This is a genomic window from Kocuria sp. CPCC 205258, assembly GCF_040981005.1.
In the GTDB taxonomy this organism is placed as follows: domain Bacteria; phylum Actinomycetota; class Actinomycetes; order Actinomycetales; family Micrococcaceae; genus Kocuria; species Kocuria rosea.
The window spans coordinates 150,968-171,335 of record NZ_JAVKPS010000005.1; the positions used below are offsets into that span (position 1 = coordinate 150,968).

Here is a 20,368-nt window from a genome sequence, read left to right on the forward strand (position 1 = left end):
CGTTAATTCGTGGTGACGTCCGGCCGTGTCTGCCGGGCGTGCAGCCGGATGGCGCGCAGGGCCGTGTTGGTCATGACCTGGATGCCGCAGCCGATCGCGGCCTCGTCCGCCACGTAGTCCGACTGGTGCAGGTCGTAGGTGTGCCCGCCCCGCGTGCGCGTGCCCAGCCGCATCATCGCCCCGGGCACCTCCTGGAGGAACCACGCGAAGTCCTCCCCGCCCATCGACTGGTGCACCAGCACCACCGCGTCCTCGCCGAGCTCGGCGCGGGCGGCGTTCTCGATGAGCGTGGTCTCCACCTCCCCGTTGACCACGGGAGGGACGCCGCGGATGTGCTCCAGCTCCACGTCCACCCCGTAGGGCGCGGCCACCTGGTGCACGACCTCGTCGAGCAGCGTGCCCGCCCGGTGCCAGGCGTCGGCGTCGAGGCAGCGCATCGTCCCGGACATGAACCCGGTGGCGGGGATGGCGTTGGGCGCCACGCCGGCGTGCATCTGGCCCCACACCACGGCCACGCCGGAGCGCACGTCGATCCGCCGGGAGAGCACGGCCGGGACGTTCACGGCGATCTGGGCCATCGCGTAGACGAGGTCCTGCGTGAGGTGGGGGCGGGAGGTGTGCCCGCCGCGGCCGGTGAACTCGATGCGCACGGTGTCGGAGGCGGACGTGATCGCGCCGATCCGGGTGCCGACCTGGCCGACGTCGACCTTGGGCTCGCAGTGCAGGGCGAACATCCGGGGCACGCCCTCGAGGACGCCCTGGCGCAGCACGGTGAGGGCGCCGCCGGGCAGCTGCTCCTCGGCGGGCTGGAAGACGATCCGCACGGTCCCGGCGATGTGTGCGGTCCGGTGCAGGTCCGCGAGCACCTTGGCCACGCCCACCATCACCGTGGCGTGGATGTCGTGCCCGCAGGAGTGCGCCACGCCGTCGTTGACGGAGGAGTACTCGAGGCCCGTGCCCTCCTGGATCGGCAGCGCGTCGATGTCCGCCCGCAGGCCCACGCCGATCGGGCCGTGCCCGATGTCCACGTAGCACCCGGTGTCCGAGAGCCGCACCGGGGACAGGCCCATGTTCTCCAGGGCGCCGACGATCCGGTCCGTGGTGCGGAACTCCTGGTAGGACAGCTCCGGGTGGCGGTGCAGGTCCCGCCGGAAGGCGATCAGGTCGGGCAGGTAGCGCTTGAGCAGGGGGCCGATGGCGGGCGGGAGGCCGGCCTCCAGGGCCGCGGCGGAGGATGGCGCGTCAGGCATCTGTCCAGACTACTCCCGGGCGCGCGCCGCCCCCGACGCTCACAGGACGTCCGTGTTGCCGCTCTGCTTGAGGGAGGCCACCGCGTCCTTGACGCGCTGGGCGTGCTCCCGGGTGGTCACCAGCAGCGCGTCGTGGGTGTCGACGACGACGATGTCCTCGACCCCGATCAGCGCGATCAGCCGGCCCGTGTCCGAGACGACGATGCCGCTGGAGCTGTCGGAGAGCACCCGGCTGTTGTCGCCGAGGACCGTGACGTCGGGGTCGGTCTCGGGGTCGACGTGGTTGAGCCGCCGGATCGCGGCGAAGTCCCCGACGTCGTCCCAGGTGAAGCTCGCCGGGACCATGGCCACGTCCCCGGCGGCCGCCGCGGGCTCGGCCACGGCGTAGTCGATCGCGATCTTGGGCAGCCCGGGCCATACCCGGTCCACCACCTCGTCCTGGGCGGGCGTGCCCCAGGCGTCGGCGATCTCGGTGAGCCCCGCGTGCAGCTCCGGCTGGCTCGCGGCGAGGTGGCGCAGCATCAGGGACGCGGGCGCCACGAACATCCCGGCGTTCCACGTGTAGTTGCCGCTCGCCACGTAGTGCCGGGCGGTGTCCTCGTCGGGCTTCTCGACGAACTCCGCGACCTGCAGGGCGTGGGGCGCGTCCGGCAGCCCGAGCTGGGCGCCGGCCCGGATGTAGCCGAAGCCGGTGGCCGGGGAGCTCGGCGGGATCCCGATGGTCACGATCCGCCCCGAGGCCGCCGCGGCCACGGCCTCCCGGACCACGTCCTGGAAGGCGCCGGCGGGCTCGATCACGTGGTCGGCCGCGAAGGACCCGATGATCGCCTCGGGGTCGCGGCGCTGGACGAGCATGCAGGCCAGGCCGATGGCCGCCGCCGAGTCCTTCGGGGACGGCTCGAGCACGAGGTCGCCGGTGGAGAGCTCCGGGAGCTGGCGGCAGACCGCGGCCGCGTGCGTGCGCCCGGTCACGACCATGACCGGGCCGTCGCCCAGGCCCGCGAGCCGGTCGTACGTGGCGCGGAGCAGGGAGGAGCCGGAGCCGGTGAGGTCGAGCAGGAACTTGGGGGCGTCGGCCCGGGAGAGGGGCCACAGCCGGGAGCCCACCCCTCCGGCAGGGATGAAGGGGTGGAAGTGCGCGAGTGGGGAGGTCACGGAGAACACCATACGACGTCGCCCGGGAGCCCACGGAAAACGACGTGCGCGCGCGGCGGAACCCGTGCGCCCGTGCGGGACAGCCTGTCAGTAAACACCGGTCGTGCTGGTATCGTGGGAGGGAACTCGCGCATCATCCGACACAGAGCCGGAGGGCTCCGCTCACGTCGTGCGCAGTGCGAATTCCCGAACATTTCTAGAGCGCACGACGGCGAGCGACTCAGGGAGGTTTTTCAGTGGCGAAGACATCCAAGGGCACCCTGTACCGCGGCCAGGCTCATGGCCAGTGGTCCTGGGTGGCCCATCGCATCACCGGCGTGGCCATCTTCTTCTTTCTCTTGGTCCACGTCCTGGACACGGCGCTCGTGCGGGTCTCCCCCGAGGCCTACAACGCGGTCATGGCGACCTACAAGAACCCGGTCATGGGCCTGGGCGAGGCCGGCCTCGTGGCGGCCATCGTCTACCACGCCTTCAACGGCCTGCGCATCATCATGGTCGACTTCTGGTCCAGCGGCACCAAGTACCAGAAGCAGATGCTCTGGGGCGTCCTGGCCCTGTGGGTCGTCGTCATGATCCCCTTCCTCATCCGTCACCTGTCCCACGTCTTCGGGGGTTAATCACTATGAGCACTCCGCTCAAGGCAAGCATCTCGGTCCCCCGGAGCAAGGACCTCGAGGTCAACGGCATCAAGTACAACCGCTCCTCGTCCCGCCGCAACAACTTCGAGATGTTCGCGTGGCTGTTCATGCGCCTGTCCGGCGTGATCCTGCTGGTGCTCGTCTTCGTCCACCTCTGGGTCAACCTCGTGGGCCCGGAGGGCGGCGTGAACGCCGTCGACTTCGCGTTCGTGGCCGGCAAGTGGGCCAGCCCGTTCTGGCAGGTCTTCGACATGCTCCTGCTGTGGCTGGCGATGCTGCACGGCACGAACGGGCTGCGCGTGATCATCGACGACTACGCGGAGAAGGACCGGACCCGGTTCTGGCTGAAGGTCTTCCTCTTCACCACGTCCGCCTTCGTGATCCTGCTCGGCACCCTCGTCATCTTCACCTTCGAGCCCTGCCCGGCCGGCGCGGACCCCGCGCTGCTCGCGAGCTTCTGCACCGCGGGCTGATCCCTGCCGGAGACGGCCCGCCCCGCGGCGGGCCGTCTCCGCCGTCCGGTCACAGGCGACCGGGCCCCAGCACATCCGACGGAACACCCAACAGAAAGAACAACCGGTATGCAGGTTCACAAGTACGACGTGGTCATCATCGGCGCCGGTGGTGCCGGTATGCGCGCCGCCATCGAGGCCGGTCAGCGCTCCCGCACTGCCGTACTGACCAAGCTGTACCCCACGCGGTCCCACACCGGCGCGGCGCAGGGCGGCATGTGCGCGGCCCTCGCCAACGTCGAGGAGGACAACTGGGAGTGGCACACGTTCGACACCATCAAGGGCGGTGACTACCTGGTCGACCAGGACGCCGCCGAGGTGATGGCCAAGGAGGCCATCGACGCCGTCCTCGACCTCGAGAAGATGGGCCTGCCGTTCAACCGCACCCCCGAGGGCAAGATCGACCAGCGCCGCTTCGGCGGCCACACCCGCGACCACGGCAAGGCCCCCGTGCGCCGCGCCTGCTACGCCGCGGACCGCACCGGCCACATGATCCTCCAGACGCTGTACCAGAACTGCATCAAGCACAACGTGGAGTTCTTCAACGAGTACTACGTCCTGGACCTGATCATGACCGAGGTCGACGGCCAGCGCCGCGTCGCCGGCGTCGTCTCCTACGACCTTGCCTCCGGGGAGCTGCACGTCTTCCAGGCCAAGTCCGTGGTCTTTGCCTCCGGCGGGGCGGGCAAGGTCTACAAGACGACCTCCAACGCCCACACGCTCACCGGCGACGGCATGGCCATCGCGTTCCGCAACGGCCTGCCCCTCGAGGACATGGAGTTCATTCAGTTCCACCCCACCGGCCTGGCCGGGCTGGGCATCCTCGTCTCCGAGGCCGCCCGCGGCGAGGGCGGGATCCTGCGCAACGCCGACGGCGAGCGGTTCATGGAGCGCTACGCCCCGACCATCAAGGACCTCGCCCCCCGCGACATCGTGGCCCGCTCCATGGCCAACGAGGTGCGCGAGGGCCGCGGCGCCGGGCCGAACAAGGACTACGTCCTGCTCGACCTCACCCACCTCGAGCCGGCGCACATCGACGCGAAGCTGCCCGACATCACGGAGTTCGCCCGCACGTACCTGGGCGTGGAGCCCTACACCGAGCCCGTCCCGGTGTTCCCGACCTGCCACTACGCCATGGGCGGCATCCCGACCAACATCAAGGCCGAGGTGCTCCAGGACAACGAGAACGTGGTCCCGGGCCTGTACGCCGCCGGCGAGGTCGCCTGCGTGTCCGTGCACGGCTCCAACCGCCTGGGCACCAACTCGCTGCTGGACATCAACGTGTTCGGCAAGCGCGCCGGCATCTACGCCGCCGAGTACGCGCAGCGGGCCGAGTTCGTGCCCGTGCCGGACACCGCCCTGGACAGCACCGTGGCGCTGCTCGACAACGCCCGCAACGGCACCGGCACCGAGAAGGTCGCCGCGATCCGCAAGGACCTGCAGGACACCATGGACCTCAACGTCCAGGTGTTCCGCACCGCCGACACCCTGCAGACGGCGCTGGACGACATCGCCGCCCTCGAGGCCCGGTACGCGAACATCTCCATCCAGGACAAGGGCAAGCGCTTCAACCTGGACCTGCTGGAGGCCGTGGAGCTCGGCTTCCTCCTGCAGCTCGCGAAGGTCATGACCGTGGCCGCCCTGCACCGCACCGAGTCCCGCGGCGGGCACTTCCGGGAGGACTTCCCGGAGCGCGACGACGCCAACTTCATGAAGCACTCGATGGTCTACCTCGATCCCTCCTCCCCCACCGCGGGGATCCGGCAGGAGACGAAGCCCGTCATCTTCACCCGCTACGAGCCCATGGAGCGTAAGTACTGATGTCTACCGCACACACTCCCGACCGGCCCGAGGACGGCCGCGACGACCCCCAGGACCGCGCCCCCGAGCACGGCCACGCCCCGGGCCACGCCCAGGACGACCGCGCCGGCTACAAGACCGACGCGGACGCCGGGTCGGTCGACGAGCGCGACGAGGCCGCGGCCCCGGCCGTGGACCCCGCCGCCGAGAACGCCGAGGGCGGGGAGCCCGCCGCGCGCGTGGACCTGCCCGAGGAGCAGCAGGGCAGCGACGAGATCCCGACCTTCGACCTCACCCTGCAGATCCGCCGCTACAACCCGGAGGTCTCCGACGAGGTCCGCTGGGACGAGTACAAGCTCACCATGTACGGCACCGACCGCGTGCTGGACGCCCTGCACAAGGTGAAGTGGGAGATCGACGGCTCGCTGTCCTTCCGCCGTTCCTGCGCGCACGGCGTGTGCGGCTCGGACGCCATGCGCATCAACGGCCAGAACCGCCTCGCCTGCAAGGTGCTGCTCAAGGACCTCGACCTGTCCAAGCCCGTCACGGTGGAACCCATCAAGGGCCTGCCGTGCGAGAAGGACCTGATCGTGGACATGGAGCCGTTCTTCCAGTCATACCGCGAGATCATGCCGTTCCTCGTGGCCGGCGGCAACGAGCCGACCATGGAGCGCTACCAGTCCCAGGAGGACCGGGCGCGCTTCGACGACACCACCAAGTGCATCCTGTGCGCCGCGTGCACGTCGTCCTGCCCCGTGTTCTGGACCGACGGCCAGTACTTCGGCCCGGCGGCGATCGTCAACGCGCACCGGTTCATCTTCGACTCCCGCGACGACGCGGGGGACCTGCGCCTGGAGATCCTCAACGACAAGGAGGGCGTGTGGCGCTGCCGCACGACCTTCAACTGCACCGAGGCGTGCCCGCGCGGCATCCAGGTCACGAAGGCCATCGCCGAGGTCAAGAACGCCATCCTGAGCCGCTCCATGTGAGCGTGCCCCAGGCCGCCGCGGCCCGTCCCCTGCACGGCAGGGGGCGGGCCGCCGTCGTCCGTGCGCGGCGGCGGCTCAGCGGCGCCCGGTCAGGGTGGCCATGGGCACCACGGTGATCGCCACGTTCTCGCCGTCGGGGTGCACCCGCCCGCCGCGCTGGTCCGCGTGCACGATCGCCCCGATCGCCGCCGAGAACAGCAGGATCTGGTTGAACAGGTAGAACCACAGGAGCACGCCCACCACGAGGGCGACCGAGAGCAGGTACGGGTTGGTGGTGGCCCCGGCGACCACCGTGCCCCCGATGTAGCGCAGCGCGAAGCTGCCGGCCGCCGCGGCGAGCACCGTGACGGCCAGGGCACGGCGGGTGATCCGCAGCCCGGCCACGCCCCGCACGAGCTCGAGGGCGAACAGGGCGTCCAGCACGACGACGAGCAGGGTGCTCAGCGCCCAGGTCAGCCCGGTGCGCAGCCAGTCGGGGCCGCTGCCCCAGCCGAGCTCGCCGGCGGTGTCCAGCAGGAAGCCCAGGAGGCCCGAGGCCGCGCCGTTGGCCACGACCGAGAGGGCGAGCAGCACGCCCAGCAGGAGCAGCCCCAGCAGGTCGCGCGGCACGGCCGCGATGGGCAGGCCCTGCGCGGGGGGCACCTCGAAGAGCCGGCGGAACGCGAGCCGCACCCCGGAGACCCAGCGCCAGCCGGAGAAGAACAGGACCGCGCCGCCGATGACCGTGGCCAGGGTGAAGGGCCGGGTGTCCTCGAGCAACTCGAGGGGGACCACTCCCCCGTCCCCGGTGTCCAGCAGGCCGGGGACGCGCTCGGTCACGGCCTCCACCACGGCGTCGCGCACCAGGGGGTCGTTGCCGAGGAACACGCCGATCACGGAGAAGCCCATCACCAGCAGGGCGGTGGACGCGAAGATCAGCACGAAGGACAGGCCCGCCGCCATCAGGGGCCCGCCGTGGAAGAGGTAGTGCAGGACCACGCGGACCGGCATCCGCCGGTAGGTCTCGGCGAGCGCCACCGCGAGCACCGAGCCGGCCAGCCCGAGGGCGCCGGCGCCGGCGGCCCGCTTCTCGCGCAGCAGCGCCCGCTGGCGCAGGGCCTCGCGCCGCATGCCGTGGCGGTCGATCGCGCGCGGCGGCAGCTCGGGGGCGGGGCCGGTGCGGGGACCGGCGCGGGTGCTCATGGCCGGGCGGCTCAGCGCCGGTCGCGGTCGCGCCCCGTGAAGGGGAACTCCTCGCGGATCCGCCAGACGCCCCGGCCGTCGAGCTCGTAGAGACCGATCCGGTCCACGAGGAACCCGGCGCGGTAGGTCCGCAGCATCTCCTGGGCGCGGTCGAGGTCCTCCTCCTCCACGGCCTGGGCGATCGTGACGTGGGGGTGGAACTCGAAGGGGGACGCCGAGACGAGCTGCTCCTCGTGCAGGGCGTCGTGCAGCGCGCGGCACTGCTCCTCGCCCTCCTGGATGCGGAGGTAGACCACGGGGCTCACGGGGCGGAACGTGCCGGTGCCGTTGATCTCCACCCGGAACGGCTCCCACTCGCGGGCCACGGCGCCGACCCGCTGCACGACGTCCGCCCAGCGCTCCGCCTGCGGGGCGATCATCAGCGTGATGTGCGCCGGCACGGCGTAGGAGGCGGGGTCCCCGAAGGACGCGCGCCAGTCCTGGAGCTCCCGGCCCACGGGCTCGGGCAGCTCGATCACCACGCCCGCGTACACCTGGCCGGGGCGGATGGTGGGGGACTGCTGCGTTCGGGTCAACTCAACTCCTCACAGGACGGGACCCAGCCTAGCCCAGCCCCCCGGACCCGCCCAGGCGCGGCAGGAAGCCCATCCGGTCGTAGACCCCCGCCAGGGTCCGGACGGTGATCTCGCGGCCCTTCTCGGCGCCCCGGGCGAGGAGGCGGTCCAGCTCCGCGGGGTCGTCCAGCAGCTCCTGGGCGCGGGCCTGGATCGGGTCCAGGGTCTCGGTGACCACCTCGGCCAGGCCCACCTTGAGGTGGCCGTAGAGCTTCCCCTCGTACTCCGCCACGAGGTCGGCCACGGGCCGGCCGGTGAGCGCCGAGTACACGGTCAGCAGGTTGGCGATGCCCGGCTTGGCCTCGCGGTCGAAGCGGATCTCCGTGCCGTCGTCGGTGACCGCGGACTTGATCTTCTTCGCGTTCTTCTTGGCCGGGTCGAGCAGCCGGATCAGCCCGCTCTCGGACGCGGCGGACTTGGACATCTTGGCGGTGGGGTTCTGCAGGTCGTAGACCTTGGCGGACTCGGCGAGGATCTTCGCGTCCGGCACCACGAACGTGTCCCCGAAGCGGGTGTTGAAGCGCTGGGCGAGGTTGCGGGTCAGCTCGAGGTGCTGGCGCTGGTCCTCCCCCACCGGGACCTGGTGCGCCTGGTAGATCAGGATGTCGGCGGCCATGAGCACCGGGTAGGCGAACAGGCCGACCGTGGCGTTCTCGGCGCCCTGCCGGGCGGACTTGTCCTTGAACTGCGTCATCCGGGACGCCTCGCCGAAGCCCGTGATGCAGTTGAGCGCCCAGGCCAGCTGGGCGTGCTCGGGCACGTGGGACTGCACCAGCAGGGTGGAGCGCTCGGGGTCGATGCCCGCGGCGATGTACTGGGCCGCCGTGACGCGGGTCCGCTGGGCCAGGGCGGCCGGGTCCTGCTCGGCGGTGATGGCGTGCAGGTCGGCCACGAAGAACACGCACTCGTTGTCGTCCTGCAGGTCCACCCAGTTGCGCACGGCCCCCACGTAGTTGCCCAGGTGCAGGGAGTCCGCCGAGGGCTGCACCCCCGAGACGACACGGGGTTTGCCGGAGGCGGTGGGGACGTCGAACGGTACGGGCTCAGGGGTCACGGTGCGGGGTCCTTCGATCGGGCGGGCGCCGTCGGGGCGCGGAGCGGGCGAACGGGTCAGAGCTGGTAGTCGACCACCACGGGCGCGTGGTCGGAGAAGCGGGTGTCGTAGCTGGGGGCGCGGTCCACGGCGGCGGTCACCGCCCGGGCCGCGAGCCCCGGGGTGGCCATGTGGTAGTCGATGCGCCACCCGGCGTCGGTGTCGAAGGCCTTGCCGCGGTAGGACCACCACGTGTACGGCCCGGGGACCGGTCCGGCCAGCTCCCGGGCGACGTCCTTGTACCCGTGCTCGCCGAAGAAGCGGTCGAAGTAGGCGCGCTCCTCGGGCAGGAAGCCGGCGTTCTTGACGTTGCCCTTCCAGTTCTTGATGTCGAGCTCGGTGTGCCCCACGTTGAGGTCGCCGACGACGAGCACGTGCTCCCGCGTGCGGGCGAGCTCGGGCAGCCGCTCGGTCATGACGTCGAGGAAGCGGTACTTGTCGTCCTGGCGGGGGGTGCCGACCTCCCCGGAGTGGACGTAGGCCGAGACCACGGTGAGCGTGGTGCCGTCGGCCAGGTCGTGGTCCGTCTCGACCCACCGGCCCGCGGTCTCGAAGTGCTCGTGGCCGATGGAGTCGCGCCGCCGCACGGGCAGCAGGGACCCGTCCCGGGCGTCCCGGCGGGTGGCCACGGCCACGCCCGCCCGGCCCTTGTCGGCGGACTCGGCGTGGTGGACGTCCCACACCTGCTCGTCGAGCAGGTCCCGGACGATCCGGTCGGGGGCCCGGACCTCCTGCAGGCACAGGATGTCGACGTCACGGCCCGCCAGCCAGTCGGCCATGCCGCGCTTGTAGGCGGCGCGGATGCCGTTGACGTTGACGGTGGCGACGCGCAGGACGTTCTCGGGGCGGGACATGCGGGGGCACCTGGCTTCCGGGTGGTGGTGAGCGGGGGTTCGTGCTGCGGGGGTTCGTGCCGCGGGGCGGTCGGGGTCAGTCGACCACGGTGCCGCTGAAGGGCTCCTGGCGCAGCATGCTCATCCCGTTGCCGGCCGTGATGTCGATGGTGTCGAGGGCGCGGTCCAGCGCCTCGCGCTCGGGGCCCTCGACGGGCAGCGCGGCGAGCTCCTGCTTGATCACCTTGGACTGGACCAGGACGATCTGGAAGCTGTGGGAGAGCTTCTCGTCCCGCATGGAGCCGGCGGCGGACCCGGTGACGGTGGGGGCGCGGCCGGTGCCGGTGCGCAGCTGCTCCCGGGCCTCGTCGACCTGCCGGCGGCCGAAGCGGGCGGCCTTGCGGACCATGAGCACCACCCAGGTGGCGAGCAGCAGCCAGCCGAGGGCGATGCCGGCGAGCGCCCAGCCCAGCCACGAGTTGGCGTTCGCGGCCTGCAGCAGCGCCACCACGAAGATCACCACGAGCACGGCCAGTCCGATCACGGTGCCCCACAGGGCGGTGCGGGAGGCGGGCTCGGCGGCCGGGGCGGTGGACGGGGTCGGGGATCCGAGGGAGCGCATGGTCCCCATTGTCTCAAATCCCGGCCCGGGCCACGAACCGGCGCGGGCGCCGTCCCCGCCCGGTCCCGGGGACGGCCGCGCCCCCGGGAGCGAGGGCTCCCGGGGGCGCGGCGCGGTGGACGGTGCTCAGCGGAGGCCGGCGTGCCGCTCGGCGGTCTCCACCACGTTGAGCAGCAGCATGGCCCGGGTCATGGGCCCCACCCCGCCGGGGTTGGGGGAGATCCAGGAGGCCTTCTGCGCGGCGGCCGGGTCGATGTCCCCGGTGAGCTTCTTCTTCCCGGTCTCGGGGTCCTCCACGCGGGAGACCCCGACGTCGAGGAGCACCACGCCGTCCTTGAGGCTGTCGGCCGTGATCATGTGCGGCCGCCCGGCGGCGGCCACGACGACGTCGGCCTGGGCCAGCAGCGCGTCGAGGTCCTGCGTGCCGGTGTGGGCGAGGGTGACCGTGGCGTTGATCTCCTTGCGGGTCAGCAGCAGCCCGATCGGCCGTCCGACGGTCACGCCGCGGCCCACGACGAGCACGTGCCGGCCCGCGAGCTCGACGTCGTTGCGGCGCAGCAGCTCGATCACCCCGTTCGGCGTGCACGGCAGCGGGGAGGTCATCGGCTCGGAGACGTTGAGCACGAGGCGGCCGAGGTTGGTCGGGTGCAGCCCGTCGGCGTCCTTGTCCGGGTCGATGCGCTCGAGGATCGCGTTGGTGTCGATGTGCCCGGGCAGCGGCAGCTGGACGATGTAGCCGGTGCACGCGGGGTCCGCGTTGAGCTCGTCGAGGACGCGCTCGAGCTCCTCCTGGGAGACGTCCGCGGGCAGGTCGCGGCGGATCGAGGAGATGCCGACCTCGGCGCAGTCCTTGTGCTTGCCGCCCACGTAGGAGTGCGAGGCGGGGTCGTCGCCCACGAGCACCGTGCCGAGGCCGGGGGTGATCCCCCGCTCCGCCAGCACGGCCACGCGCTCGGCGAGCTCGGTCCTGATGGCGGCGGAGGCCGCCCGTCCGTCGAGGATCCGTGCGCCCACGCTCACCACTCCTCGAGGCCGTCGTAGAGCGGGAAGTCCGCGGCCAGCCGGTCCACGCGGGCCCGCAGGGCGTCGATGTCGGCCCCGGGCTTGAGGGCGGTGGCGATGATCTCGGCGACCTCCTCGAACTGCGGTGCGCCGAAGCCGCGCGTGGCCAGCGCGGGGGTGCCGATCCGCAGCCCGGAGGTGACCATCGGCGGCCGCGGGTCCCACGGCACGGCGTTGCGGTTGACGGTGATCCCCGCCCGGTGCAGGAGGTCCTCGGCCTGCTTGCCGTCCAGCTCGGAGTCGCGCAGGTCCACCAGGACCAGGTGCACGTCGGTGCCGCCGGTCAGCACGGACACCCCGGCCCGGGCGACGTCGTCGGCCCCGAGGCGCTCGGCGAGGATCCGGGCGCCCTCGACCGTGCGCTCCTGGCGGGCGCGGAACTCCTCGGTGGCCGCGATCCTGAAGGCCACGGCCTTGCCCGCGATGGCGTGCATGAGCGGGCCGCCCTGCTGGCCAGGGAAGACGGCGGAGTCGATCTTCTTCTTGAGCTCGCCCGTGGTCAGGATCACGCCGGAGCGGGGTCCGGCGAGGGTCTTGTGCACGGTCGAGGTGACCACGTGGGCGTGCGGCACGGGGTTGGCGTGCAGGCCCGCGGCCACGAGGCCCGCGAAGTGGGCCATGTCCACCCACAGCTTCGCCCCGACCTCGTCGGCGACCGCGCGGAACGCCTCGAAGTCCAGCTCCCGCGAGTACGCGGACCAGCCGGCCACGATGACCTGCGGGCGCTCGGCGAGGGCCTGCTCCCGGACCCTGTCCATGTCGATCGTGTAGGTGTCGGGGTCGACCTCGTAGGCCGCGATCTCGTAGAGCTTGCCGGAGACGTTGAGCTTCATCCCGTGGGTGAGGTGGCCGCCGTGGGCCAGGGAGAGGCCCATCAGCTTGTCGCCGGGGGTCATGAGCGCCTGCATGACGGCCGTGTTGGCCTGGGCGCCGGAGTGCGGCTGCACGTTGGCGTGCTCGGCGCCGAACAGGGCCGTGGCCCGGTCCCGGGCCAGGTTCTCGACGACGTCGACGAACTCGCAGCCGCCGTAGTAGCGGCGCCCGGGATAGCCCTCGGCGTACTTGTTCGTCAGCACAGAGCCCTGGGCCTCGAGGACCGCCCGGGGCGCGAAGTTCTCGGAGGCGATCATCTCGAGGGTGCCGCGCTGGCGGCCGAGCTCGTCGGCGATCGCCGCCGCGATCTCCGGATCGACCTCGGTGAGGGGCTGGTTGGTGACGGACGGGGACGTGCTCGTGGACATGCCGCTCCTGAAGTCGGGGACCTGGGTGGACCGTCTACGAGTTTAGGCGATGGCGCAGCACCCGGTCCCGTCCGGCGCGGGCGGCCCGGCCGACGACCCGCTCGAGGGGTCCCTGGCCCCGGGCGCGGTGCCACAGGACGGCGAACACGGTGCCCACCAGGACGTGCACGAGGAACCACAGCACCGGCTGCTCGTAGTGCAGCTCCAGGAAGAGCCCGAGCAGGTGCGCCGAGTACAGGGTGAGCGTCATCGAGCCGGCCGCGACCAGCGGCAGCAGCACGTGCCCGGCCCGGCGGGCCACGAGGAGGCACAGGCCGAGCACGAGGGCGCCGGTGCCCACACCGCTCAGCAGGGCGAGCGGGGTGTTGGTGTGCGGGCCGGTCACGGCCAGCCACCACCAGGTGGCGGAGGGCAGGACGGGGTCCGGCCCGTACACGAGGACGTCCTGGACGTCTCCCCGGTCCAGGGAGGGGCTCGCGGCGAGCAGCCGCTCGATGCCGCCGAGGGGGTGCAGCAGCAGCCAGGAGGTGACGGCGGAGAACACCGCGAGCGCGGCCCCGCCGATCGCGAGGCCGGCCTGCGTGCGCACGGCCGAGAGGTCCAGCCGGCCCAGGGCCAGTCCTGCGAGGAGGTAGACGAGGTACGTCACCCCGGGGTACGAACCGGTCACGAGCAGCTGGGCGAGGGTGGTGCCCGGCTCGGTGACGAGCTCGGCGAGGCCGGGGTTGTAGACGGTGAACCCGGGCAGCGCGGGGCCGAGCGAGTGCACCAGCACGGGGCCGAGCACGGCGAGCCCCGCCGCCCAGGCGAGCAGGGCGCGCACGGACAGGTGCAGGAAGGGCAGGGCGAGCAGGAAGAACACGCCGTAGTAGACCAGGATGTTGTAGGCGGGCGGGTCGCCGGGCGAGAGCTGGTTGATCAGCAGCCCCAGCGCGGTGATGAGCACCGCGCGCACGAGCAGGCCGGCCCGGTCGGCGGTCGCCCGCCGGCCCTCGTGCACCCGGGTCCCGCCCGAGCCGAGGGCCAGGCCCACGCCGGCGAGGAGGGCGAAGAGGGCGGCGGCCCGGCCCGAGAACAGCGTCCACTGAACGGTGGCCTCGAAGGTCTCCGGGTCCCAGGACGGCAGGATGTGCACGGAGACCATGCCGAGCAGGGCGAGGCCGCGGGCCGCGTCGATCCCGACCAGGCGCCGGCGGGCGGGCGGGCCCGCGGACGGCTCCGCGGCCCGGGCCTGTCCGGCGGGGTGGCGGGTGTGCAGCATGGCGGTGGTTCCCCTCTCGTGGTGCCCCGCGGGCACCTGCCCGGGGGTCCGGGCCTCCGGGCCCGGTCGTGGATCCACTCCAGCAGACGGGGATGTGGCGCTCTTATCGGGTTCCTGTGCCGGGGCTGTGAAGTGCGTCCGCGAACGATCCGCAGGTGATCGGGGGCCGGTGCGGCGCTACGCTGAGGACGGTCCGAGGACGCCGGCGCCGCCGGCGGGGACCAGGAGGGATTCCGTCGTGACCGAGCCCGTGCAGCGGCCCACCGCCGTGGACCTCCCGCGCCTGCGGCACCCCGACGGCGCACCCGTGCGCGCCCTCGTCGTCGACGACGAGCCGCTGCTGGCCCAGATGGTGTCCATGGGGCTGTCGATGCTGGGCTGGCAGGTGCGCTCCGCCCACGACGGGGACGCCGCGGTGGCCGAGGCCCGCGGCTTCCGGCCCGACGTCCTGGTGCTGGACGTCATGCTCCCGGGGTGCTCGGGGGTGGAGGTGCTCGAGCGGATCCGCTCCTTCTCCCCCACCGTCCCGGCCCTGTTCCTCACCGCGAAGGACAGCACCGAGGACCGCATCACCGGCCTGGCGGCGGGCGGGGACGACTACGTGACGAAGCCGTTCGACATGGAGGAGCTGCTGCTGCGGCTGCACCGCCTGGTGCAGCGCGCGGGCATCGCCCACCCGGACGCCGCGGAGCTGGTCGTGGGCGACCTCGTGCTCAACGCGGACACCCGGGAGGTCAGCCGCGGGGGCGAGGAGATCGCGCTGACGGCCACCCAGTTCGACCTGCTCCGCTGCCTCATGGAGAACGCGCGCCGGGTGCTGAGCAAGCCGCAGCTCCTCGAGCAGGTCTGGGGCTACGACTTCGGCGGCCAGACCAACGTGGTGGAGCTCTACATCTCCTACCTGCGCAAGAAGATCGACGCCGGGCGCCCGCCCATGATCCACACCGTGCGCGGCGCCGGCTACGTCCTCAAACCGGCCGAGTGAGCACCCGCCGAGGACGTGCCGCCCCATGAGCAGCGGTCCCACGAGCACCGATCCGACGGACCCGGAAGCGACCGGGGCGCGGGCCCGGCCGCGGGGCGCGGGACGGGCGCTGCAGCTGCGCACCAAGCTGCTGCTGACGGTCCTGGCGCTGCTGACCGTCGCGTGCGCCGCCGTGGGCGCCCTGGGTCTGGCGGTCCTCAACGTGTCCCTGGGCGAGCAGCTGGACGGCCGGGTCCGGGACGCCTCCTTCCGCACGATCGAGTACGGGGTCCGTGCCGCCGCCGGGCCCTCGGAGGAGCTCGAGGCCATGATGGACGTCCCCGCGCAGGGCGCCGGCACCCTCAACGCCCGGGTCGTCGACGGCGAGGTGGTCCGCGCCGGGCTCTTCGCCCCCGACGGGACGCGGCAGGAGCTGACCGACGAGGACCGGCGGCGGATCGGGGAGCTCGTGACGGCGCTCGGCGCCGAGTCGGACGACGAGGGCGGCCGGCAGTGGGGCCCCGTGGACGTGGAGCTGGCCGTGGGCGGCTACCGCGTGCTGGTGGTCGACGACCCGTGGGACTGGGGCCTCGTACTGACCGGTCTGCCGCTGGCCGACAAGGAGGACACCCTGCGCAGCTTCGGGGTGAGCACCGCGGCGATCTCGACCGGCGCCATCGCCGCCACGGGGCTGGTCGGGCTCGTCGTCGTCCGGCGCACCCTGCGCCCCGTGGAGCGGCTCTCCGACGTGGCGACCCGCGTCTCGGAGCTCGACCTCGACCACGGGGAGGTGGTCCTGCCGGTGGGGGCCGTGGCGCCGGCCGCGCACCCGGACACGGAGGTGGGCCGGCTCGGCCACGCCTTCGGGCGGATGCTGGACAACGTCGCCCACGCCCTGACCGCCCGCCAGCGCAGCGAGACGCGCGTGCGCCGGTTCGTGGCCGACGCCAGCCACGAGCTGCGCACTCCCCTGGCCAGCATCCGCGGCTACGCGGAGCTGATCCGGCTCACGGAGCCGATGAGCGCGCAGGGCCGCAGCTCCCTGTCCCGGGTGGAGTCCGAGGCGGCCCGGATGACCGCGCTCGTCGAGGACCTGCTGCTGCTGGCCCGCCTGGACGAAGGCCGGGCCGTGGTCACCGAGGACGTCGACCTCCTCGAGCTGGTGGTCGAGACCGTCAGCGACCTCCGGGTCGCGGCGCCCGGCCACGTCTGGCGCCTCGAGCTGCCCGACGAGCCCGTGCTCGTGCGCGGGGACCCGGCCCAGCTGCGCCAGGTGCTCATCAACCTGCTCGCCAACGCCCACCAGCACACGCCCGCGGGGACGACGGTCACGGCCTCGCTCGGGACGGAGGCGGGCGCCGGATCGGGGCCCGGCGGCGAGGCCGTGCTCGCCGTGGGCGACGACGGCCCCGGCATCGGCGCCGACTTCCTCGAGCACATCTTCTCCCGCTTCGCCCGGGAGGACCACGCCCGCGCCGCGAGCTCCCGCGGCGCCGGCCTGGGCCTCTCGATCGTCGACGCCATCGTGCGCGCCCACCACGGGCGGATCGACGTCGGCAGCGTCCCGGGCTGCACCCGGTTCACCGTCCGCCTCCCCCTGGCCGACCGCTGAGCGGACGCGGCTTGCCCCCGCGGCCCCCGGGCCGTTTAATGAGCTGGTCAGGAACCGTCGGCACGGACGGCCGTCCCCGCTCCAGTGCCAAACCGCAACGCCGCGTCCGGGGTCCGTCGCGTGCCGCGTGCTGGGGGTTTCTCCGTGCGGTTCCGAGGGGTCGCGGACGCCGCACCCACCTTCCGGAGGAACTCTCGTGAACGCACTGCCCACCGCCCCGTTCACCGCCTCCCTGCCGCGCATCCAGGGCGCGGACGCGCTGCCGCAGTCGGTCGACCAGCTGCGCATCCCCCACGAGGCCGTGATCTTCGACATGGACGGGGTGGTCACGGACACCGCCGCCGTGCACGCGGCGGCCTGGAAGACCCTCTTCGACGCGATCCTGGCCGACGACCGGCTCGAGCCGGCCGAGGCCGGCACCACGGTGGACCGCCGGCCCTTCGACGCCGACGCCGACTACCGCCACTACGTGGACGGGCGGCGGCGCGAGGACGGGATCCGCTCCCTGCTCGCCGCCCGGGGCGCCTGCCTGCCGGAGGGCGACGAGACGCCGGGGGCGTGGACGGTGCAGGGCCAGGCCGTGCTGAAGAACACCTACTTCCAGGACGCCCTGCAGGTCCAGGGCGTCCGGGTGTTCGAGAAGACCGTGGCGCTCATCGAGCGGCTGCGCGCCGCCGGGGTGCCGGTGGGTCTCGTCACCGCGAGCCGCAACAGCGTCCCCGTGCTGGCGGCGGCCGGGCTGCAGGACTCCTTCGACATCATCGTGGACGGCCACTTCGCCGCCGAGCACGGGCTGCCCGGCAAGCCGGCGCCGGACACGTTCCTGACCTGCGCGAAGATGCTCGGGGTGGACCCGGCCCGGTCCGCGGTGGTGGAGGACGCCGTGTCCGGGGTGCAGGCCGCCGCCGGCGGCGGCTTCGGCATGGTGGTGGGGATCCGCCGCCACGGCGAGCGCAAGGACCTGTACCGGGCCGGGGCCACGGTCGTGCTCAACGACGTCGGCGAGCTCGACCTCGGCGCCCGCCGCGACGACCCCTGGAAGCTGGTCTTCGAGGGCTTCGACCCGGCCACCGAGGCCCGGCGGGAGACCCTGCTGACGCTGGCGAACGGCTACATGGGCGTGCGCGGGTCGGCCTGCGAGTTCCCCGACAACGGGGTGCACTACCCCGGCAACTACCTGGCCGGCATCTTCAACCGGGTGGTGAGCCACCTGAGCGGCCGCGACGTCGAGCACGAGTCCATGGTCAACGCCCCCAACTGGACCCACCTGGACCTGCGGGTCTCCGGCGGCGACTGGTGGTCGGAGGGCGGGCTGCGCCCGTCCGAGGAGCGGATCGAGCTCGACCTGCGCCGCGGGCTGCTCATCCGGTCCCTGATCCTCACCGACCTCAACGGCGACCGGGGCGAGGACGGGGCCCACGCCCGGCTGGAGATCGTCCAGCGCCGCCTCGTGTCGCTGCGCTTCCGCCACCTGGGGGCGCAGGAGACCACGGTGACCGCCCGGGGGTTCTCGGGGCGGCTGCACCTGCGCACGGGCATCGACCCCAGCGTGCGCAACAACGGGGTCGCGGAGTACCAGGACCTCAACGACCACCACCTGGTGGACCTCGAGTCGACCTCGCTGCCCGACGACCACGAGACCCTGCTCTCGCACGTGCGCACCACCCAGTCCAAGATCGAGATCACCACGGCCCAGCGCACCACCATCGAGGGCGGCCAGAACGTCCGGGAGCGCCGCGAGATCCGGCCCGGCGGCACCGAGTTCCGCCGCCACCAGGTCAACATCGCCGACGGCCGCCCGGTGATCATCGACTCGACCACGGCCGTGGTCACGAGCCGCGACGCCGCGATCGGCTCGCCCCGCGAGGGCGCCCTCGCGGAGCTCGACCGCAACCCCAGCGGCGTCCGGGGCCTGCTGCCCTCGCACGAGATCGAGTGGTCCCTGCTGTGGGACCGCTTCGACGTGGACGTGTGCCCGGACCCGGAGGAGCGCACCGGGGAGCTGGCCATCACCCAGCTGGCGCTGCGGGTGCACCTGTTCCACGTGGCCCAGACGCTGGCGCCGCACATGTCCCTGCGCGACGCCGGGGTCCCGGCCCGCGGCCTGCACGGCGAGGGCTACCGGGGGCACATCTTCTGGGACGAGCTCTACATCCTCCCGGTCGTCAACCTGCACCAGCCGCAGGTGACGCGCGCCCTGCTCTCCTACCGGTGGCGCCGGCTGCCCATGGCCAAGCACCGGGCCACCGAGTTCGGGCTCGAGGGCGCGGCGTTCCCGTGGCAGTCCGGCTCGGACGGCCGGGAGGAGACCCCGCCGGAGCTGTTCAACCACCACTCCAACCGGTGGCTGCCGGACAACTCGTGGCGGCAGTTCCACGTGGGCCTCGCGATCGCCTACAACGCCTGGATCTACTACGAGACCACCGGTGACCTCGACTGGCTGGCGGGGCAGGGCTCGGAGCTGATCATCGGGATCACCCGGCTGTTCGCGTCCCTCACCGACTACGACCCCGCGGACGGCCGCTACCACATCGCCGGCGTCATGGGCCCGGACGAGTACCACGACGGCCCGCGCGGCCAGCACGGCGGCGGGCTGAAGGACAACGCCTACACGAACGTGCTGGCGGCTTGGCTGTTCCGGCACAGCGCGCACATCTTCCACGACATGGTGGAGCACCAGCGCGAGGAGCTCTCCGCCCGCTTCGACCTCTCGGCCGAGGAGGTCGGGACCTGGCAGCGGATGGCCGAGCGGATGTTCGTGCCGTTCAACACGGACGGCACCATCAGCCAGTTCCACGGCTACGACGACCTCGACGAGCTGGACTGGGAGTACTACCGGGCCAAGTACCGCAACATCGGCCGCCTCGACCTCCTGCTGGAGAACGAGGGCGACATGACCAACAACTACAAGCTGGCCAAGCAGGCCGACACGATCATGCTGGTCTACCTCTTCGGCCCCGACGGCCTGGTCGAGGAGCTCGGCCGGATGGGCTACGAGGTGGACCACGCCGCCATCGAGCGCACCGTCGACTTCTACATCGCGCGGTCCTCGCACGGCTCCTCCCTGTCCCGGGTGGTCAACGCCTCGGTGCTCGCCTGGCTGAACCCGGACCGTTCGTGGTCCGCGTTCCAGGACTCCCTCCTGGTGGACCTCGACGACACCCAGGGCGGGACCACGGGCGAGGGCATCCACCTGGGCGCCATGGCCGGCTCCGTCGACGTCGTGACCCGCGCCTACGCGGGGCTGCGCGTGCGCGGCGGCTGGCTCGAGTTCGACCCGGCCCTGCCGAGCCAGCTGGACACCGTCTCGTTCACGGTGCTGTACCGCGGCCAGGTGATCCGGGTCTGCATCGACCACCACGTCCTGGAGCTCGAGGGGGCCTCCCGGCGCGCGGACGACGTCACGATCCACGTGCACGGCGCGGAGTACGTGCTCAAGGGCGGCCAGAAGATCCGCGTGGCCATCCAGCACGGGCACCAGCGCGCCCCGCGGCCGGCCGTCACGCGGCAGGGCGTCTGAGCCGCGGGCGGCGGGCCCGC

General features: G+C 72.5%; 17 protein-coding genes. 7 read left to right on the top strand and 10 right to left on the bottom strand.

All coding sequences use genetic code 11. The annotated features are described in order from the left end of the window. Positions 1–2: 2 nt before the first annotated feature. Together RF644_RS10760 and RF644_RS10765 are read right to left on the bottom strand one after the other, a co-directional pair. Positions 3–1,250, bottom strand: coding sequence for an amidohydrolase (locus tag RF644_RS10760; RefSeq protein ID WP_368796515.1), 1,248 nt, complete (start codon positions 1,248–1,250; stop codon positions 3–5). 39 nt (positions 1,251–1,289) lie between these two features. Then, positions 1,290–2,417 (bottom strand): mannose-1-phosphate guanylyltransferase, encoded by a 1,128-nt coding sequence (locus RF644_RS10765; RefSeq protein WP_368796516.1) that lies wholly within the window; start codon positions 2,415–2,417, stop codon positions 1,290–1,292. A 224-nt stretch (positions 2,418–2,641) separates the two neighbouring features. On the opposite strand from RF644_RS10765, the gene sdhC reads away from it, so the two are divergent. The 4 genes from sdhC to RF644_RS10785 all read left to right on the top strand — a co-directional run bounded on the left by sdhC (position 2,642) and on the right by RF644_RS10785 (position 6,344). Beyond that, positions 2,642–3,022 (top strand): succinate dehydrogenase, cytochrome b556 subunit, encoded by a 381-nt coding sequence (gene sdhC, locus RF644_RS10770; protein WP_017832184.1) that lies wholly within the window; start codon positions 2,642–2,644, stop codon positions 3,020–3,022. Positions 3,023–3,027: 5 nt separating this feature from the next. Next, complete coding sequence (locus tag RF644_RS10775; RefSeq protein ID WP_017832183.1) at positions 3,028–3,516, top strand: succinate dehydrogenase hydrophobic membrane anchor subunit; 489 nt, start codon at positions 3,028–3,030, stop codon at positions 3,514–3,516. A gap of 108 nt (positions 3,517–3,624) precedes the next feature. Further along, complete coding sequence (gene sdhA, locus RF644_RS10780; protein ID WP_017832182.1) at positions 3,625–5,376, top strand: succinate dehydrogenase flavoprotein subunit; 1,752 nt, start codon at positions 3,625–3,627, stop codon at positions 5,374–5,376. Further along, on the top strand, positions 5,376–6,344 hold the full coding sequence (locus RF644_RS10785; protein ID WP_368796517.1) for a succinate dehydrogenase iron-sulfur subunit: 969 nt from the start codon (positions 5,376–5,378) through the stop codon (positions 6,342–6,344). Before sdhA ends, RF644_RS10785 begins: the two co-directional genes overlap by 1 nt. A 75-nt stretch (positions 6,345–6,419) precedes the next feature. Here RF644_RS10785 and RF644_RS10790 read toward each other — a convergent pair whose 3' ends face one another. From RF644_RS10790 to RF644_RS10825, 8 genes are all read right to left on the bottom strand, one after another. Next, positions 6,420–7,526, bottom strand: coding sequence for a YhjD/YihY/BrkB family envelope integrity protein (locus RF644_RS10790; protein ID WP_229587312.1), 1,107 nt, complete (start codon positions 7,524–7,526; stop codon positions 6,420–6,422). Positions 7,527–7,537: 11 nt separating this feature from the next. Continuing rightward, the gene (locus RF644_RS10795; protein ID WP_017832179.1) at positions 7,538–8,101 is read right to left on the bottom strand and encodes a 2'-5' RNA ligase family protein; all 564 of its coding nucleotides are present in this window, start codon (positions 8,099–8,101) and stop codon (positions 7,538–7,540) included. A gap of 28 nt (positions 8,102–8,129) precedes the next feature. After that, positions 8,130–9,194, bottom strand: coding sequence for a tryptophan--tRNA ligase (gene trpS, locus RF644_RS10800; protein WP_109268805.1), 1,065 nt, complete (start codon positions 9,192–9,194; stop codon positions 8,130–8,132). A gap of 56 nt (positions 9,195–9,250) precedes the next feature. After that, positions 9,251–10,087: an exodeoxyribonuclease III gene (locus tag RF644_RS10805; protein WP_368796518.1), complete on the bottom strand. Its 837-nt coding sequence runs from the start codon at positions 10,085–10,087 to the stop codon at positions 9,251–9,253. Positions 10,088–10,163: 76 nt separating this feature from the next. Beyond that, complete coding sequence (locus tag RF644_RS10810) at positions 10,164–10,688, bottom strand: hypothetical protein (RefSeq protein WP_368796519.1); 525 nt, start codon at positions 10,686–10,688, stop codon at positions 10,164–10,166. A 126-nt stretch (positions 10,689–10,814) separates the two neighbouring features. Further along, positions 10,815–11,702 carry a bifunctional methylenetetrahydrofolate dehydrogenase/methenyltetrahydrofolate cyclohydrolase gene (locus RF644_RS10815; protein WP_368796520.1) on the bottom strand — a complete coding sequence of 296 codons (888 nt, stop codon included), beginning with the start codon at positions 11,700–11,702 and terminating at the stop codon, positions 10,815–10,817. Positions 11,703–11,704: 2 nt separating this feature from the next. Then, positions 11,705–12,991 (bottom strand): serine hydroxymethyltransferase, encoded by a 1,287-nt coding sequence (gene glyA, locus RF644_RS10820; RefSeq protein ID WP_368796521.1) that lies wholly within the window; start codon positions 12,989–12,991, stop codon positions 11,705–11,707. A gap of 34 nt (positions 12,992–13,025) precedes the next feature. Continuing rightward, complete coding sequence (locus tag RF644_RS10825; RefSeq protein WP_368796522.1) at positions 13,026–14,252, bottom strand: heparan-alpha-glucosaminide N-acetyltransferase domain-containing protein; 1,227 nt, start codon at positions 14,250–14,252, stop codon at positions 13,026–13,028. Between the two features lie 238 nt (positions 14,253–14,490). On the opposite strand from RF644_RS10825, the gene RF644_RS10830 reads away from it, so the two are divergent. The 3 genes from RF644_RS10830 (at position 14,491) to RF644_RS10840 (ending at position 20,348) form a co-directional block, all read left to right on the top strand. Beyond that, the gene (locus RF644_RS10830; RefSeq protein ID WP_276321322.1) at positions 14,491–15,237 is read left to right on the top strand and encodes a response regulator transcription factor; all 747 of its coding nucleotides are present in this window, start codon (positions 14,491–14,493) and stop codon (positions 15,235–15,237) included. 25 nt (positions 15,238–15,262) lie between these two features. Further along, a complete protein-coding gene (locus RF644_RS10835) occupies positions 15,263–16,828 on the top strand; it encodes a sensor histidine kinase (RefSeq protein WP_368796523.1) in 1,566 nt (521 codons plus the stop codon). Positions 16,829–17,024: 196 nt separating this feature from the next. Next, complete coding sequence (locus tag RF644_RS10840) at positions 17,025–20,348, top strand: beta-phosphoglucomutase family hydrolase (protein WP_368796524.1); 3,324 nt, start codon at positions 17,025–17,027, stop codon at positions 20,346–20,348. Positions 20,349–20,368: the final 20 nt, after the last annotated feature.

Excerpts from the sequence above, each read along its gene's own strand:
- RF644_RS10765 (WP_368796516.1), bottom strand. The coding sequence starts at position 2,417 with ATGGTGTTCTCCGTGACCTCCCCACTCGCGCACTTCCACCCCTTCATC.
- RF644_RS10785 (WP_368796517.1), top strand. The coding sequence starts at position 5,376 with ATGTCTACCGCACACACTCCCGACCGGCCCGAGGACGGCCGCGACGAC.
- RF644_RS10825 (WP_368796522.1), bottom strand. The coding sequence starts at position 14,252 with ATGCTGCACACCCGCCACCCCGCCGGACAGGCCCGGGCCGCGGAGCCG.
- RF644_RS10790 (WP_229587312.1), bottom strand. The coding sequence starts at position 7,526 with ATGAGCACCCGCGCCGGTCCCCGCACCGGCCCCGCCCCCGAGCTGCCG.
- RF644_RS10835 (WP_368796523.1), top strand. The coding sequence starts at position 15,263 with ATGAGCAGCGGTCCCACGAGCACCGATCCGACGGACCCGGAAGCGACC.
- RF644_RS10805 (WP_368796518.1), bottom strand. The coding sequence starts at position 10,087 with ATGTCCCGCCCCGAGAACGTCCTGCGCGTCGCCACCGTCAACGTCAAC.
- RF644_RS10760 (WP_368796515.1), bottom strand. The coding sequence starts at position 1,250 with ATGCCTGACGCGCCATCCTCCGCCGCGGCCCTGGAGGCCGGCCTCCCG.
- RF644_RS10810 (WP_368796519.1), bottom strand. The coding sequence starts at position 10,688 with ATGCGCTCCCTCGGATCCCCGACCCCGTCCACCGCCCCGGCCGCCGAG.
- RF644_RS10775 (WP_017832183.1), top strand. The coding sequence starts at position 3,028 with ATGAGCACTCCGCTCAAGGCAAGCATCTCGGTCCCCCGGAGCAAGGAC.
- sdhA (WP_017832182.1), top strand. The coding sequence starts at position 3,625 with ATGCAGGTTCACAAGTACGACGTGGTCATCATCGGCGCCGGTGGTGCC.
- glyA (WP_368796521.1), bottom strand. The coding sequence starts at position 12,991 with ATGTCCACGAGCACGTCCCCGTCCGTCACCAACCAGCCCCTCACCGAG.